Genomic DNA, 15,339 nt, shown 5'->3' with positions numbered 1-15,339 from the left:
CAATGGCAGTGCCCGGGTATTGGCGTAAAACACAAGGCAACGAACGGTGGTTGCCCACCCAAGATTGTTGAGAAAGACACAGAGGATTCCGCTATGCCGGTTTACAAAGCACCCCTGCGCGACATGAAATTCCTGCTGAACGAGGTGTTCGATTACCCGGGTCATTACGCCACCCTGACCAGCGGTGAAAACGCCACGCCCGATATCGTGGACGCGATACTCGGCGAATGCGGAAAGTTTTGTGAAGAGGTGCTGAGCCCACTTTACCTCTCTGGCGACGAAGAAGGCTGCAAACTGGACAACGGTGAAGTCACCACACCCGCCGGTTACCGGGACGCCTACCAGCAATACGCCATGGGGGGCTGGCAGGGACTCTCAGCGCCCGAGGAATACGGCGGCCAGGGCCTTCCCGCGTCCATGGGACTGCTGAAACAGGAAATGATGGGTACCGCCAACTGGCCTTTCTCCATGTATCCGGGGCTGTCCCTGGGGGCCATGAACACGATTTTCCTTCATGGTACGGAAGACCAGAAACAGACCTACCTTGCGCCACTGACGGAGGGCCGCTGGGCCGGCACCATGTGCCTGACCGAACCCCAGTGTGGCACCGATCTGGGCCAGGTAAAGACCAAAGCCGAACCCCAGGCCGACGGCAGCTACCGGCTTACCGGAACCAAGATCTTCATCTCCTCTGGCGACCACGACCTGACCGAGAACATTGTCCACATTGTACTGGCCCGTCTGCCCGACGCCCCCAAGGGCACCCGGGGTATCAGCCTTTTTATCGTACCCAAGTTCCTGCCCGACAGTAACGGCGATGTCGGTGAGCGCAACGGTGTCGTCTGCGGCAGCCTGGAAAAGAAAATGGGCATCAAGGCCTCGGCAACCTGTGTACTGAATTTCGATGGCGCCACCGGTTTTCTCATTGGTCCCGAGAATGAAGGGCTCAATTGCATGTTCACTTTCATGAACACCGCCCGCATCGGCACTGCAATTCAGGGCGTCGGGCCGGCGGAGCTGTCTTATCAGTGGGCGTTGGCCTATGCAAAAGATCGGCGCTCCATGCGGGCACTCTCAGGAAAGAAAGAGCCGGACCAGGTCGCCGACAGCCTGATCCATCATGCTGATGTGCGCCGGATGTTACTGACCCAGAAGGCCATCGCCGAAGGCGGTCGGGCCATGCTGTATTACTCGGCCCGGCTGGCCGATCACATGGTCGAGGGATTCACCGAAGGTGACGATAAAAAGGCGGAAAAGTACGATGACAAACTCGGCTTCCTGACGCCAATTCTGAAGGGCTTTCTCACTGAACTCGGCTGCGAAGCGGCCAACCTGGGGGTCCAGGTTTTTGGCGGCCACGGTTACATCCGCGAACACGGCATGGAACAGATTGTCCGGGATACCCGCATCGCCACCCTGTACGAGGGCACCACCGGTATCCAGGCGCTGGACCTGCTGGGACGAAAAGTATTGCTGACGACCCAGGGAGGCGCGGTGCGCGAGTTCACCCTGAACATTGCCAATTTTGCCCGTAAGCATCTCACCGATAAACGGCTACGGCCCTGGGCTCTGGAACTGCTCAAGCTGACCGGGCAATGGAACCTGCTGACCGTCCGTATCATGCTCGCGGCGCGCAAGGATCGCGATGTGGTGAGTTCCGCATCCTACGATTTCCTGATGTATAGCGGCTACGTCACCATGGCCTATATCTGGCTGCGTCAGGCTGCGGTGGCTGTGGATAAACTCGCTAACGGTGGTGAGGAATCCACCGGCTTTTACCAGGCCAAGCTCGCCACCACCGAGTTCTATTTTGAACGTTTGCTGCCCCGGGCCCAGAGCCACGCCACCAGCATGCTCAGCCCCAGCAAAAACCTGATGCAGCTCGACGCCGAAGATCTGGCCTTCACCGGGTAGGGTATCCGGTACACCTTATCCCCGGGCCTCGGCCCGGGTTTTTTTGCCCTTGAAATACGTCCGCCTGAACCCATCTACCAGGTGCATTTCCGCATCGGAGTTATTAACTCACTGAATTAAATAGAAATGTTCTGATCTCTCGAATAAAAGTAAGGAGGTTCGAATATGGAGACTCGTACTGACGACTTTTATCCCACCCGCCTGGAACGCCCCACCAAAAGCTTTGAACGACAGGATCCCGTGGTGCACAGCAGCGGCTCGGACCGTTCCGACGGACCACTGAGTGAGACTGAGCTGGCACGGTATGAGCGCGACGGTTTTCTGGTCTTCGACAGTTTTCTCGACCAGGCCACGGTGCGCCAGTTCCGGGAGGATTTGCGGGGCTATGAGGACGATGAAAGCATTCTGCGCTCGGAAGGCACCATTACTGAACCCGGCAAGCAGGAGATCCGCTCGATTTTTGGCATTCACGAACTGTCGGACCGATTCGACCGGCTGACCCGGGATCCCTGGATTCTGGCCATGGTGCGTCAGCTTCTGGGCAGTGAAGCCTACATCCACCAGTCCCGGATCAATTTCAAACCCGGTTTCCACGGCAAGGGTTTTGACTGGCATTCCGATTTCGAGACCTGGCACTCCGAGGACGGCATGCCACGGATGCGGGCAGTCAGCTTTTCCATCGCCCTCACCGACAACACGCCTTTCAACGGCCCTCTGATGCTCATTCCCGGTTCCCACAAGACCTTTGTGCCCTGCGTTGGCCGCACACCGGAGGACAACTACCAGTCGTCGCTGAAAAAACAGGAACTTGGTGTTCCCAACAATCGGGACCTGGCAGCCATGGCGGATGACTACGGTATCAAAGCGCCAACCGGCCCTGCCGGCTCGCTGATCATCTTCGAGTGCAACACGCTCCACGCCTCCAATGCCAATATGTCGCCCTGGCCGCGCAGCAACCTGTTTTTCGTCTATAACAGTGTGGAAAACCAGCTCCAGGCCCCATTCTGCGGCAACAAACCGCGCCCGGATTTCCTGGGCAACCGCAACAGCACTGAGGCATTGGTGCCAGTCACCTCCGAGGAACGCCGGAAGACCGGTTAGCGCTATTTACCGATACAGAAGCTGCTAAAGATCTTGCCCAGTAACTCATCAGGCGTCAGATGCCCGGTGATCTCGCCCAGGCTATCCTGGGCGGCACGAAGGTCTTCAGCCAGAAGCTCGCCGGCACCGAAACCCTCCAGCTGGCTCTGGCCCTGGATCAGCAGGGCCTGGGCGCGCTCCAGGGCATCAAGATGGCGGCGCCGGGCGAGGAAACCACCTTCTGTGGTGCTGGCAAACCCCATGCATTGTTTGAGATGGTCCCGGAGGATTTCCAGGCCTTCCGCAGACTTTGCTGCCAAACGGATCACCGGCGCGCTCTGGTGGTCTTCGGCACTGATACCGACCGTTTCACCAGAGAGGTCCACCTTATTCCGTATCACCGTCACCGGGGCGTTGGCCGGTAGCTGGTCGATGAAATCCGGCCAGATTTCATGGGGACTGGTTTTATCGGTGGTAGTCGCATCCACCATCAGAAGAATGCGATCGGCCTGACGGATTTCCTCCCAGGCCCGGGCAATACCGATCTGTTCCACTTCGTCCGGGCTGTCCCGCAGGCCGGCAGTATCGATAATGTGCAGGGGCATCCCATCGATGTGGATATGCTCCCGCAGGACATCACGGGTTGTGCCCTCAATCGCCGTAACAATGGCCGCTTCGCGACCGGCCAGGGCATTGAGGAGACTCGACTTGCCGGCATTAGGCCTTCCGCCGATCACCACTTTCATGCCGTCACGAAGAATCGTTCCCTGCTGGGCTTCGGCCAGGATTTTCCCGAGCCGCTCCAGGAGGTTTTGAAGGTCACTGGCCACCTTGCCGTCGGCCAGGAAGTCGATTTCCTCCTCGGGAAAATCGATCGCCGCCTCCACGTAGATCCGCAGATGAGTGACCGCCTCCACCAGATCCTCGATCTGCCTGGAGAACACACCCTGCATCGAACGAACCGCGCAGCGGGCCGCCTGTTCCGAACTGCTTTCAATCAGGTCGGCAATCGCTTCGGCCTGGGCCAGGTCCAGTTTGTCGTTCAGAAACGCCCGCTCGGAAAACTCGCCGGGCCGGGCGAGCCTTGCACCCTGGCTGCACACCTCACGGAGCAGAAGATCGAGAATCACCGTACCACCGTGCCCCTGAAGCTCGAACACATCTTCGCCGGTAAACGAGTGGGGGTTGGGGAAAAACAGGCCGATGCCCTCGTCTATTAACTCGCCATGGCTGTCATGGAAGGGGCCGTAATGGGCATATCGCGGTTTCGGCTCAAACCCCAGCATCTTTTTTGCAATGGCGAGGGACTTGGGCCCAGAGATACGAACAATGCCAACTCCGGCCTGTCCCGGTGCGGTGGCGATGGCTGCGATGGTGTCAGAAATCTGGCTCATGCTTTTTCCACAGGCTGAAAACAACAAAGGCTCCATACAGGAGCCTTTGCCGGGTCGGTTCGGGCACCGGTCAGTGCTTCTTGCCGGCCATTTCTGCTTCGATCTTGCGGGTAATGTACCACTGCTGGGCAATGGACAGAATATTGTTCACCAGCCAGTACAGAACCAGACCTGCCGGGAACCACAGGAAGAAGACCGTAAAGATCAACGGCATCATCTTCATGATCTTGGCCTGCATCGGATCCGGTGGCGTCGGGTTCAGACTCATCTGCAGGAACATGCTGGCACCCATCAGAATCGGCAGGATGAAGTACGGGTCCATGACCGACAGATCCTGAATCCACAGCATGAATGGCGCGTGGCGAAGCTGAACACTCTCGAACAGAACCCAGTACAGGGAGATGAACACCGGCATCTGCACCAGTATGGGCAGACAGCCACCCAGCGGATTGATCTTCTCCCGCTTGTACAACGCCATCATTTCCTGGGACATGCGCTGCCGGTCGTCTCCGTACAGTTCTTTCAGCCGGGTCAGCTGAGGCGCAACGGCCCGCATCTTGGCCATGGACTTGTAGCTGGTAGCGGACAGATGGAAAAACACCGCCTTGACCAGAACCGTCAGCAGGATGATGGACACGCCCCAGTTGCCAACCAGGCTATGGAACCAGTCCAGAATGATGAACAGCGGCAGCGAAATGAAGAACAACCAGCCGAAATCAACGGTACGGTCGAGGTTCGGAGCCATGCCTTCAAGGCGTTCAATGATCTTCGGCCCAACGTAGGCCCGGGCACCGATCTCTGCGGTTTCGCCCGGCGCCACACTGGTAGCCGGATAAACAAAGCCCATTACATAGTTCGGGCCACGGCGCGTGGTCTGGTACTGGGCGGGAATATCGCGCTCCGGTACCCATGCCGACAGGAAGTAGTGCTGCAGGAAGGCCAGCCAGCCGTTGGTAACCGACTGATTGATCTGGTTTTCCTGGAGGTCTCCGAAATCAAACTTCTCGTAGGGATCTTCCGGGGAGCTGATGACCAGACCCAGGAAGGCCTGGATACCCATGCTGGTCTGGGAGGTCGGGTCCGGGGACTGATCCCGGACGATCTTGCCGGTGAAATTGGCCTGCCATTCTTCACTCGACTGGTTTTCAACCAGATATTTGACGCCAATTTCGTAGCTGTTGCGTTCAAATTCATAACGCTTGGTGATCTGGACGCCATTATCAGAGGTGTAAGTCAGATCTACCTGAAGCTGGTTGTCGCCTTCCGCCAGTTCATAGCTTGCAGCGTCAGCACTGTAGACCGGAGCCGAACCGTTTTTGCGACTATCCGGGCCATCACGACCAATCAGCCCACTTTCGAGAACGTACAGGCGATTCTGCGTGTTGTTCAGGAGCGTCAACGGCTTTTCGCTGTTCAGGGTATCGTCGTAATCAAGCAGCCGTGCTTTTACCAGGTTACCGCTGACCCGATCGATCTGCAGATCGTAGACATCGGTGCGAACTGTGATGAATTGATCGCTGACCGCGGTGGTGGTTTCGGTTGAGCTGATGACAGCCTGACCAGTCTCCGGAGTGGTGAACTCGCCATGACCATCAACCTGAGCGGAGCTGTCCTCCGGAAGCACCATATTGTCGGAATTGCCCATGTTGCCAGCGGTTTGCGAAGGCTGGGATTCAGCGACCTGAGCCGTCTCGGGCGGCTGATGGTAGTCCTCATTCCAGGCAAGCACCATCAGATAACTGACAATAGCCAGGCCGGCAAATAATACGATGCGTTGAATATCCATAGAGTTACTGTCTGGTCTGGGTTGTTGTATGGGAGTGATCAGCGTGTACGCAGGCTGTTGCGGTTTCCGGAGCCCGGGGTTCTGCCGTTCCCGGTACAGGATCATAACCGCCTTCCGCCCAGGGATGACACCTTAACAGACGCCGGATTGCGAGAAATAATCCTTTAAGCGCGCCATGGTGGTTAATGGCTTCAACGGCGTATTGTGAGCAGGTGGGGTAGTGGCGGCAGTGACTGGCCATCAGCGGGCTGATTGCATACTGGTAGAAGCGGATGGGCAGAAGCAGAAGCTTGCGCATTAACCCGTTCCTCGATTGGCAGATTCCGATGATGCTGCCCGGGATGGCTGAGATTGAGCGTACTTTTTCCTGAGACGTCGCCAGAGGTCATCCATGGATGCCCGAACCGAGTGGTTGTCCAGGGAAACCAGCCCCTGGCGTCCCAGAACCACAAGATCCAGGCCGGGCAGGTCCGTCTGGTGACGGAAACTTTCCCTGACCTGGCGCTTTACCCGGTTTCTCTGGACTGCAAGCTTCAGGTTTTTCTTCGAGAAGATCAAACCGATCCTGGCGTGACCGAGATTATTCGGTGTAGCCAGGATCAGAAAATTCCGGTGTGGAACTTTCAGCTGCACGTCGTTGAAGACTTTGCCGTAATCAGCAGGTCGCAAGAGACGATGTGATTTCGGGAAACTCAAAGCCTTCATGAGGCAATCAGAGCTTACGCGGACAGACGTGCGCGGCCCTTGGCACGACGACGGGAAATAACCTTGCGACCGTTGGCAGTGGCCATACGGGCACGGAAACCGTGAACGCGCTTACGCTTCAGGACGCTTGGTTGAAACGTTCTTTTCATGGTGATGATCTCACAATTCGTAAGTTGGAAATTCAGTAACTGGCTGGAAAATGAACAGCCAAAACAGGAGCGGCATTCTATGCAAATACCGGTGGGAATTCAATGCTTATTGCTAGGGGGTTGTGCGCATGCCCGAAATTTGGAATCGGCCAGGTCAGCTAATAAATTCAGTAAGTCTTTTTAGAATTCTTTTAAGGATTAATTATTACTGTTATTAGTACCGCAAGTTTCTGTGGATAAGCGAAGAAAATATCAGAAAAACAGTTTGTTGGGCGGTTTATAAGGGTATTGATAAGGCACCCTGAGATCTGTGGACGGTGGCAGGGTGAAATGTGGGTAAGTCGTTTTCGAAGCGAGGTTCAAAGTTATCCCCGGTTGCATCCCGTGGTTCCTAACAGGGTTAAACCCGGGCTGTACACACAGGGCTGTGGGTAACTTTCATTGTAGGAATTTTCTGTACACAAGGTTGTAGGTAAGTTCGTAAAAAACTGAAATATAAAGAAATAAATTTCCACAGGCTGTTCATGAACTGGCTTTAGCCCTTTCACTGGAGGGCCGGTCGGGTTAGAATTCGGGGTCATCTCACAGGACAGGAAGTCCCTTGTCCGTTCAGAGACATTTCAGGGTTATCGGGAGCAGGCTGTCGTGCCAAACAGTATGTGGCATCAATGTCTTGAAGTACTCCGGGACGAGTTTCCCGCACAACAGTTCAATACCTGGCTCAGGCCCCTGCAGTCCGATCACCGGGAGGGGCAGCTGATGCTGTTCGCCCCAAACCGTTTTGTCATGGATTGGGTAAACGAAAAGTACCTGCGACGTATCGAAGAGGTGCTCAAGGATCTGAACGGTGGGCAGGCGCCCCGGGTCAATATGAAAGTGGGTTCCGCACCCCGTGAAGGCGAACCGGTCAAACGGTCGGAAGCACCTGCCCGCGTCAACGGTCAGGTTCAGGAAGAGGCCGGCAGCCGGGTAACCGAAGAAGAAAAAGGCGTGGCCGCTACCGTTGCATCCACACCATCCGTGCGGCCGAAGAGTGACACCCAGCGGCGTCCGGTTCAGGTTGAAGGTGACATCAAACACCAGAGCTTCCTCAACGAGGGGTTCACCTTCGAAACCTTTGTGGAAGGCAAATCCAACCAGCTCGCCCGTGCCGCATCCATGCAGGTGGCCGAGAACCCGGGTGGCGCCTACAACCCTCTGTTTTTGTACGGCGGGGTTGGTCTTGGTAAAACACACCTGATGCATGCGATCGGCAACGAAATTGTCCGTCGTAACCCCAAGGCGAAGGTGGCCTATCTCCGTTCGGAGCGTTTTGTTGCCGATATGGTGAAGGCATTGCAGCTTAACGCCATCAACGAGTTCAAGCGCTATTACCGTTCAGTGGACGCGCTGTTGATTGATGATATCCAGTTCTTCGCCCGCAAGGAGCGTTCCCAGGAAGAGTTTTTCCATACCTTTAATGCGTTGTTGGAAGGCGGGCAGCAGGTAATCGTTACCTGCGATCGGTTTCCGAAAGAAATTGTGGATATGGAAGAGCGACTCAAATCGCGGTTTGGCTGGGGCCTGACGGTGATGGTAGAGCCGCCGGAACTGGAAACGCGGGTTGCCATTCTGATGAAAAAGGCCGATCAGGCCAATGTTAAGCTTAGCAGCGAAGCGGCCTTTTTTATTGCCCAGAAGATTCGTTCAAACGTTCGGGAGCTCGAAGGCGCGCTTCGTCTGGTGATAGCGAATGCTCACTTCACCGGCTCTGAAATCACTCCGCCGTTTATCCGGGAGAGCCTGAAAGACCTGTTGGCGCTGCACGAGAAACAGGTGAGCATCGACAACATTCAGCGCACGGTGGCGGAATATTACAAGATCAAGGTGGCCGATCTGCTATCCAAGCGCCGGACTCGAACGGTGACCCGGCCAAGGCAGGTCGCCATGGCGTTGTCGAAGGAGCTGACCAATCACAGCTTGCCGGAGATTGGTGATGCCTTTGGCGGGCGTGACCACACCACCGTATTGCATGCGTGCAAGAAAATCGTGGAGTTGCAGGAGACTGATCCGGGCATCCGCGAGGATTATCAGAATTTTATGAGACTGCTGACCACCTGATGCCGGGCGTTGGCGAACAACATTCACCCTTCCAACATAAAGAAAGCTGAGTGCCATGAAACTGACGATCAGCCGTGAATCCCTGCTTACCCCGCTGCAAAGCATTGCTGGCGTGGTGGAAAAGAAACAGACCATGCCCGTGCTCTCCAACGTCTTGCTGGTGGCCGAGGACAATACCCTGACCCTGACCGGTACCAATATGGAAGTGGAACTGGTGGCGCGGGTAACACCGGTGCATGTAGATCAGCCCGGCCGGATTACCGTTCCGGCCCGCAAGCTGTCGGATATCTCCCGGGCCCTGGGGGACGAGGCGCCGATGGAGCTGTCGCTTGAAGGCGATCGGTTGCACCTGCGGTGTGGCGCCAGCCACTTTACCCTGTCGACCCTGCCGGCGGAGCACTTTCCGAACGTGGAAGACGAAGACGAGAGCTTCCGTCTGGAATTGCCCCAGAAAGAACTCGGCCGGATGCTCGATGCCACGGCGTTCGCCATGGCTCAGCAGGACGTTCGCTATTACCTGAACGGACTGTTGCTGGAAGTGGACAAGGACCATGTGCGGACGGTAGCTACCGACGGCCATCGATTGGCCATGGCACATCTGGAACTGGCCACCAACTGCCCGGAGCTGCGTCAGGTTATTGTTCCGCGCAAAGGGGTACTGGAACTGGCCCGGTTGCTCGATGATGTGGAAACACCGGTGACCCTGGTTATTGGCGATAACCACCTGCGAGCGACGGTGGGGTCTTATACCTTCACCTCGAAACTGATTGAAGGCAAATTCCCCGACTACAATCGCGTGATTCCGCGCGGGGGCGACAAGATCGTCCTGGCGGACCGCGCCACCTTGAAGAACACCCTGCAACGGGCGGGCATCCTGTCCCACGAAAACATCCGCGGCGTGCGCCTGAACCTGGCATCCAATGAACTCCAGGTATTTGCCAACAACCCGGATCAGGAACAGGCCGAAGACGCGCTGCCGGTGGACTATCAGGGCGAATCCCTGCAAATCGGTTTTAATGTAGGCTATCTGGTGGATGTCATGAACGCGCTGGATGAGGACCAGGTAAAAATAACCCTGTCGAATCCGAACAGCAGTGCGTTGATAGAGGCGCAAAACGATAACCGTTGCCTCTATGTTGTCATGCCCATGAGGCTGTAGGAGGAGATGAGATTGATGAGTACCGTAACGAATGGAATCAAAGGCGCCTTCAGGATTGGCCAGACTGTGTCGGTACTCGGGCGCACCGGGATCAACTGGCTTCGGGGGGATCGCCCTCCAACGCCGCGCTTGCTGAGGCAGACGTTTGAATCCCTCGGTGCAACCTACATCAAACTGGGACAGTTCATTGCCAGCTCCCCGACGTTTTTCCCTAAGGAGTATGTGGAGGAGTTCCAGCACTGCCTGGACAGAACACCCAACCTGCCCTTTGGTGTGATCAAGAGAATTATCCGCGAAGAGCTTGGCCGGCCCCTGGAGGAAGTCTATTCGGAAATCGATCCGGTGGCCCTGGCGTCGGCATCGATTGCCCAGGTTCACGCCGCGCGTCTGGTCTCCGGTGAAGAAGTGGTGATCAAGGTTCAGAAGCCGGGTGTGGAAAACATTCTCTTAACCGATCTTAACTTCCTGTACCTGTCTGCCCGTATTCTGGAAATTCTGGCGCCAAAACTGTCCTGGACCTCCATGTCCGGTATCGTCGAGGAAATCCAGCGGACCATGATGGAAGAGTGCGATTTCATCAAGGAAGCGAGCAACCTGAAGGTGTTCCGGGAGTTTCTGCACGATACCCATAATGAAGATGCGGCAGTACCGAGGGTGTTCGAACACTGCAGCACCCGGCGGATCCTGACCATGGAGCGGTTCCACGGTGTGTCCCTGACCGATCTGGAAAGTATCCGCGGTTACGCCCGTGATCCGGAGCGTACCCTGATCACCGCCATGAACACCTGGTTTTCCAGTTTGACCCAATGTGAGTTTTTCCACGCGGATGTGCACGCCGGCAACCTGATGGTTCTCAAGGACGGTCGGGTTGGTTTTATTGACTTCGGAATTGTTGGTCGTATCAAGCCGGATACCTGGCAGGCGGTGAGCGATTTTATTTCAGCCGTTATGGTTGGGAATTTCGAGGGAATGGCCGACGCGATGATCCGCATCGGTATTACCCGCCAGACGGTTCGGGTAGATGATCTGGCCAGCGATTTGAGACGGCTCTACCAGCAGATGGACCGAATGGTGCCCGACGAGGTTCCCTATGAGGCGGAGCAGGCAGAAGACGATGTTAATCATATCCTGATGGATATGGTTAAGATCGGCGAAAGCCATGGCCTGCATTTTCCAAGGGAATTCGCTTTGCTACTGAAACAGTTCCTGTATTTCGATCGCTATGTTCACATCCTTGCACCAGAAATGGATGTGTTCATGGACGAACGGTTGAACATGCTCCACTGAGGCTGTCGCCTTGAGCGATTGGCTTTTGTACACTAGGGCAGCGTTACCGACGGGAAGGTAACGCTGCCTTTTTCGTTAAAGGGTTTTGTGTTGTTTCCTGCCCTCGTCCCCTTCGAGTCTGCTTTTCTATGGCGCTTGTAAAATTCCAGACTGAGAACTTCCGCAACCTGTCGTCGGCGCCGGTCAGCTTTTCATCGTCGTTTAATCTGCTTTACGGAGAAAATGGAAGCGGCAAAACAAGCGTGCTGGAAGCCATCGGTTATCTGGGATTGGGCCGTTCGTTTCGGGTGAACAGACACCAGGCAGTGGTTAGTCATGGCGAACAACGGCTGACAGTGTTTGGTGGTCTCGATCATGGGTTGGACTCACGCAGGCATGGCAGCGAGACCGATCTGGTGCATCGCCTGGGAATATCCCGGGATGTGGGTCAGAAGGAAACGATGTTACGGGTGGATGGTGAGGCGGTCAGGAGTCTTTCTGCCCTTGCCAAGCATCTGCCGGTATCTGTGATCGATCCTGGTGTTTTTGATGTGGTGGCAGGTGGACCCGGCAAGCGGCGTCAGTTTCTGGACTGGTTAGTGTTCCACGTGGAACCTTCCTTTGGATCTCTCTGGCAACAATGCCAGAGAGTGACATCACAGCGGAATCAAACGCTAAGAAATGGTAGACTAGACGAAGCTTTGTTGCGTGTCTGGGATCATCAGTACGCTACCCTGAGTGAGCGCATTACTGAGGCCCGTGCCGGCACCTTTGGCCGGTTCAAGTTGGCTTTTGAAAAGCTGGTTCGGGAAGTAGAGGTACCCTGGACCGAAGGTCTGAAGCTCGAGTATTACCCGGGCTGGGATGTCAGTCGGCCGCTGGCAGAATTACTGGTAGACCATCGGGATCAGGAGCGAAAAGTCGGGCACACATTGTATGGTCCGAATCGCGCAGACATCCGGTTGAAGTTTCAGGGCAGGCCTGTTGCCGAAACGTTCTCCCGGGGCCAGCAGAAAACCCTGGTGATTTTGATGAAGATTGCCCAAGGCATGGTGTTGAGTGCCATGGGCAAGCAGGTGACCTTTTTGCTCGACGATATTAACGCCGAGTTGGATGAGGGCCATCGCGCCATGCTGGCTATCAGGTTACAGGCATTACGTTGTCAGGTGTTTATCACGTCGATTGAGCGTCCTATGGTGGATCAGCTCTGGCCCGAGGGTAATGCACCGGATTACAGATTGTTCCACGTGGAACATGGCAAATTGACGGAAGAATAAGACCGGTGCGAAGAGCAAAGAATGCTCCGGCCTATCACGCTTCAGGAGTTTCCGAATGAGTGAATCGAACTATAATTCCTCCAGTATCAAAGTCTTGAAAGGGCTGGATGCGGTGCGAAAGCGGCCAGGCATGTACATCGGGGATACCGATGATGGCACTGGCCTGCACCACATGGTTTTTGAATTGGTGGATAACTCCATCGACGAAGCGCTTGCGGGCTACTGCTCAGAGATTGGTGTGATTATCCACCCGGACGAATCGGTAACCGTGAAAGACAACGGACGTGGCATCCCGGTGGACCTCCACGAAGAGGAAGGCGTTTCGGCTGCGGAAGTTATCATGACCGTGCTGCACGCCGGCGGTAAGTTCGACGATAACTCCTACAAGGTGTCCGGCGGTCTTCACGGCGTGGGCGTCTCGGTCGTGAACGCATTGTCCTCTACCCTCACCCTGACCATTCGTAGAGACAACAAGGTTTACGAGCAGACCTACACCCACGGTGTTCCCAATGCACCTCTGGCAGCCGTCGGCGAGACCGACGCATCGGGTACCAAGGTGCATTTCATTCCCTCGCCGGAAACCTTTACCCACATTGAATTCCACTACGACATTCTCGCCAAGCGTCTGCGTGAGCTCGCGTTCCTGAACAGTGGCGTGCGCATTCGTCTGACCGACGAGCGCTCTGGCAAGGAAGAAGTCTTCGAGTACGAAGGTGGCTTGCGCGCCTTTGTCGAGCATCTGAATTCCAACAAGACCCCGATCAACCGCGTTTTCCATTTTAATCGCGAGCGCGAAGACGGTATCGCGGTGGAAGTGTCCATGCAGTGGAACGATGCTTTTCAGGAGAACATCTACTGCTTCACCAACAACATCCCCCAGCGCGATGGCGGCACACACCTGGCGGGCTTCCGGGCGGCCCTGACCCGTTCCCTCAATAACTATATCGAGCAGGAAGGTCTGGGCAAGAAGGCGAAAGTTGCGACCTCCGGTGACGATGCCCGGGAAGGCCTGACTGCCATCATCAGCGTTAAGGTTCCGGACCCGAAGTTCTCCTCACAGACCAAGGACAAGCTGGTCTCCTCCGAGGTGAAGACTGCGGTTGAGCAGGAGCTGTACCAGAGTTTTGCGGAGTACCTGCAGGAGCAGCCGAACGAAGCCAAGCTCATCGTCAACAAAATGCTGGAAGCCGCCAGGGCTCGTGAAGCCGCTCGAAAGGCGCGTGACATGACTCGCCGCAAAGGCGCCCTGGATATCGCTGGTCTGCCCGGCAAACTGGCGGACTGCCAGGAGAAGGACCCCGCCCTTTCCGAACTTTACATTGTGGAGGGTGACTCGGCCGGTGGTAGCGCCAAACAGGGCCGTGACCGCAAGACCCAGGCAATCCTTCCGCTGAAAGGTAAGATCCTGAACGTGGAAAAAGCCCGCTTTGACAAGATGCTGTCCTCTGCAGAAGTGGGCACCCTGATCACGGCTCTGGGCTGTGGTATCGGCCGGGAAGAATTCAATCCCGATAAACTGCGTTACCACTCCATTATCATCATGACCGATGCGGACGTGGACGGTTCCCACATCCGGACGCTGCTGCTGACCTTCCTGTTCCGTCAGATGCGCGAAATCATCGAGCGTGGCCATGTCTTTATCGCCATGCCGCCGCTTTACAAGGTCAAGCGTGGCAAGCAGGAGCAGTACCTGAAGGACGAGAAGGCCAAGGAAGCTTACCTCACCCAGACCGCTCTGGAAGGTGCCCAGCTCTATGTGAACCCGGAAGCCCCGGCGATCAAGGATTCCGCTCTGGAAACCATGGTCAAGGACTACCAGGCGGTCATGAACATGATTGGGCGACTGTCCCGGGCCTACCCGGCCAAGGTGCTGGAGCAGATGCTCCAGAACGTCACGCTCAAGCCTGAGCATCTGAAGGAAGAAGCTTCCGTGGCTCGCTGGGTTGCGCGTCTCGGCGATGGCCTGGACCTGGATACCCGCACCGGTACCAAATACACCTTCTCGGTCACCAAGGATACCGAGCGGGCGCTGTACCTGCCGAAGGTAACCATCTACGTGCATGGCATTCCCTACGAGCATGTATTCAGCCATGAGTTCTTTGAATCATCCTCGTACGCAGCGATCGCCCGCATGGGTGAAACCCTGGATGGCCTCATTGAAGACGGCGCCTATATCCAACGTGGCGAGCGTAAGCAGCCGGTGCTGTCGTTCGAAGGTGCCCTGGACTGGTTGATGAAAGAGGCCCAGCGTGGTCTGAATATCCAGCGCTATAAGGGTCTTGGCGAGATGAATCCAGAGCAGTTGTGGGAAACCACCATGGATCCGGAGACCCGCCGAATGATGAAAGTGACGATCGAAGACGCCATTGCGGCAGACCAGATCTTCACAACCCTGATGGGCGACGATGTCGAACCGCGTCGTAACTTCATTCAGACCAATGCCCTGGAAGTGACCAACCTGGACGTCTGATCACAACCGTCCAAAAAGGCACAAAAAAAAAAAGCGCGA

At 56.0% G+C, this 15,339-nt stretch carries 12 protein-coding genes; 7 read left to right on the top strand and 5 right to left on the bottom strand.

The window, feature by feature from the left end; translation table 11 throughout:
• Window positions 1–93: 93 nt before the first annotated feature.
• Together KYE_RS08985 and thpD are read left to right on the top strand one after the other, a co-directional pair.
• Window positions 94–1,914, top strand: a complete 1,821-nt coding sequence (locus tag KYE_RS08985) for an acyl-CoA dehydrogenase C-terminal domain-containing protein (protein ID WP_008172554.1) — start codon at window positions 94–96, stop codon at window positions 1,912–1,914.
• A gap of 165 nt (window positions 1,915–2,079) precedes the next feature.
• The gene (gene thpD, locus KYE_RS08980; RefSeq protein ID WP_008172552.1) at window positions 2,080–3,015 is read left to right on the top strand and encodes an ectoine hydroxylase; all 936 of its coding nucleotides are present in this window, start codon (window positions 2,080–2,082) and stop codon (window positions 3,013–3,015) included.
• Window positions 3,016–3,017: 2 nt separating this feature from the next.
• On the opposite strand, the gene mnmE is transcribed toward thpD, so the two are convergent.
• The 5 genes from mnmE to rpmH all read right to left on the bottom strand — a co-directional run bounded on the left by mnmE (window position 3,018) and on the right by rpmH (window position 7,028).
• Window positions 3,018–4,388, bottom strand: coding sequence for a tRNA uridine-5-carboxymethylaminomethyl(34) synthesis GTPase MnmE (gene mnmE, locus KYE_RS08975; RefSeq protein ID WP_008172550.1), 1,371 nt, complete (start codon window positions 4,386–4,388; stop codon window positions 3,018–3,020).
• 70 nt (window positions 4,389–4,458) lie between these two features.
• Complete coding sequence (yidC, locus tag KYE_RS08970) at window positions 4,459–6,174, bottom strand: membrane protein insertase YidC (protein WP_008172548.1); 1,716 nt, start codon at window positions 6,172–6,174, stop codon at window positions 4,459–4,461.
• 4 nt (window positions 6,175–6,178) lie between these two features.
• A complete protein-coding gene (gene yidD, locus KYE_RS08965) occupies window positions 6,179–6,472 on the bottom strand; it encodes a membrane protein insertion efficiency factor YidD (RefSeq protein ID WP_008172546.1) in 294 nt (97 codons plus the stop codon).
• Window positions 6,472–6,879, bottom strand: a complete 408-nt coding sequence (gene rnpA / locus KYE_RS21125; protein ID WP_008172544.1) for a ribonuclease P protein component — start codon at window positions 6,877–6,879, stop codon at window positions 6,472–6,474. The genes yidD and rnpA overlap by 1 nt, the downstream gene beginning before the upstream one ends.
• Window positions 6,880–6,893: 14 nt before the next feature.
• A complete protein-coding gene (rpmH, locus tag KYE_RS21120) occupies window positions 6,894–7,028 on the bottom strand; it encodes a 50S ribosomal protein L34 (protein ID WP_008172542.1) in 135 nt (44 codons plus the stop codon).
• A 657-nt stretch (window positions 7,029–7,685) separates the two neighbouring features.
• On the opposite strand from rpmH, the gene dnaA reads away from it, so the two are divergent.
• The 5 genes from dnaA (at window position 7,686) to gyrB (ending at window position 15,300) form a co-directional block, all read left to right on the top strand.
• Complete coding sequence (gene dnaA / locus KYE_RS08955; RefSeq protein ID WP_014578837.1) at window positions 7,686–9,128, top strand: chromosomal replication initiator protein DnaA; 1,443 nt, start codon at window positions 7,686–7,688, stop codon at window positions 9,126–9,128.
• 55 nt (window positions 9,129–9,183) lie between these two features.
• Window positions 9,184–10,287, top strand: coding sequence for a DNA polymerase III subunit beta (dnaN, locus tag KYE_RS08950; protein ID WP_008172539.1), 1,104 nt, complete (start codon window positions 9,184–9,186; stop codon window positions 10,285–10,287).
• 15 nt (window positions 10,288–10,302) lie between these two features.
• Window positions 10,303–11,574, top strand: a complete 1,272-nt coding sequence (locus tag KYE_RS08945) for an ABC1 kinase family protein (protein WP_008172537.1) — start codon at window positions 10,303–10,305, stop codon at window positions 11,572–11,574.
• Between the two features lie 128 nt (window positions 11,575–11,702).
• The gene (recF, locus tag KYE_RS08940; RefSeq protein WP_008172536.1) at window positions 11,703–12,830 is read left to right on the top strand and encodes a DNA replication/repair protein RecF; all 1,128 of its coding nucleotides are present in this window, start codon (window positions 11,703–11,705) and stop codon (window positions 12,828–12,830) included.
• A 55-nt stretch (window positions 12,831–12,885) separates the two neighbouring features.
• Window positions 12,886–15,300 carry a DNA topoisomerase (ATP-hydrolyzing) subunit B gene (gyrB, locus tag KYE_RS08935; protein ID WP_008172535.1) on the top strand — a complete coding sequence of 805 codons (2,415 nt, stop codon included), beginning with the start codon at window positions 12,886–12,888 and terminating at the stop codon, window positions 15,298–15,300.
• Window positions 15,301–15,339 lie beyond the last annotated feature (39 nt).

The organism is Marinobacter manganoxydans MnI7-9 (genome assembly GCF_000235625.1).
Lineage (GTDB): Bacteria > Pseudomonadota > Gammaproteobacteria > Pseudomonadales > Oleiphilaceae > Marinobacter > Marinobacter manganoxydans.
This window is presented reverse-complemented; position numbering and strand designations above follow the sequence as displayed.

What these genes read in the sequence shown, in the direction of transcription:
- KYE_RS08985 (WP_008172554.1), top strand. Translation starts at nt 94, where the DNA reads ATGCCGGTTTACAAAGCACCCCTGCGCGACATGAAATTCCTGCTGAAC.
- thpD (WP_008172552.1), top strand. Translation starts at nt 2,080, where the DNA reads ATGGAGACTCGTACTGACGACTTTTATCCCACCCGCCTGGAACGCCCC.
- mnmE (WP_008172550.1), bottom strand. Translation starts at nt 4,388, where the DNA reads ATGAGCCAGATTTCTGACACCATCGCAGCCATCGCCACCGCACCGGGA.
- yidC (WP_008172548.1), bottom strand. Translation starts at nt 6,174, where the DNA reads ATGGATATTCAACGCATCGTATTATTTGCCGGCCTGGCTATTGTCAGT.
- yidD (WP_008172546.1), bottom strand. Translation starts at nt 6,472, where the DNA reads ATGCGCAAGCTTCTGCTTCTGCCCATCCGCTTCTACCAGTATGCAATC.
- rnpA (WP_008172544.1), bottom strand. Translation starts at nt 6,879, where the DNA reads ATGAAGGCTTTGAGTTTCCCGAAATCACATCGTCTCTTGCGACCTGCT.
- rpmH (WP_008172542.1), bottom strand. Translation starts at nt 7,028, where the DNA reads ATGAAAAGAACGTTTCAACCAAGCGTCCTGAAGCGTAAGCGCGTTCAC.
- dnaA (WP_014578837.1), top strand. Translation starts at nt 7,686, where the DNA reads ATGTGGCATCAATGTCTTGAAGTACTCCGGGACGAGTTTCCCGCACAA.
- dnaN (WP_008172539.1), top strand. Translation starts at nt 9,184, where the DNA reads ATGAAACTGACGATCAGCCGTGAATCCCTGCTTACCCCGCTGCAAAGC.
- KYE_RS08945 (WP_008172537.1), top strand. Translation starts at nt 10,303, where the DNA reads ATGAGTACCGTAACGAATGGAATCAAAGGCGCCTTCAGGATTGGCCAG.
- recF (WP_008172536.1), top strand. Translation starts at nt 11,703, where the DNA reads ATGGCGCTTGTAAAATTCCAGACTGAGAACTTCCGCAACCTGTCGTCG.
- gyrB (WP_008172535.1), top strand. Translation starts at nt 12,886, where the DNA reads ATGAGTGAATCGAACTATAATTCCTCCAGTATCAAAGTCTTGAAAGGG.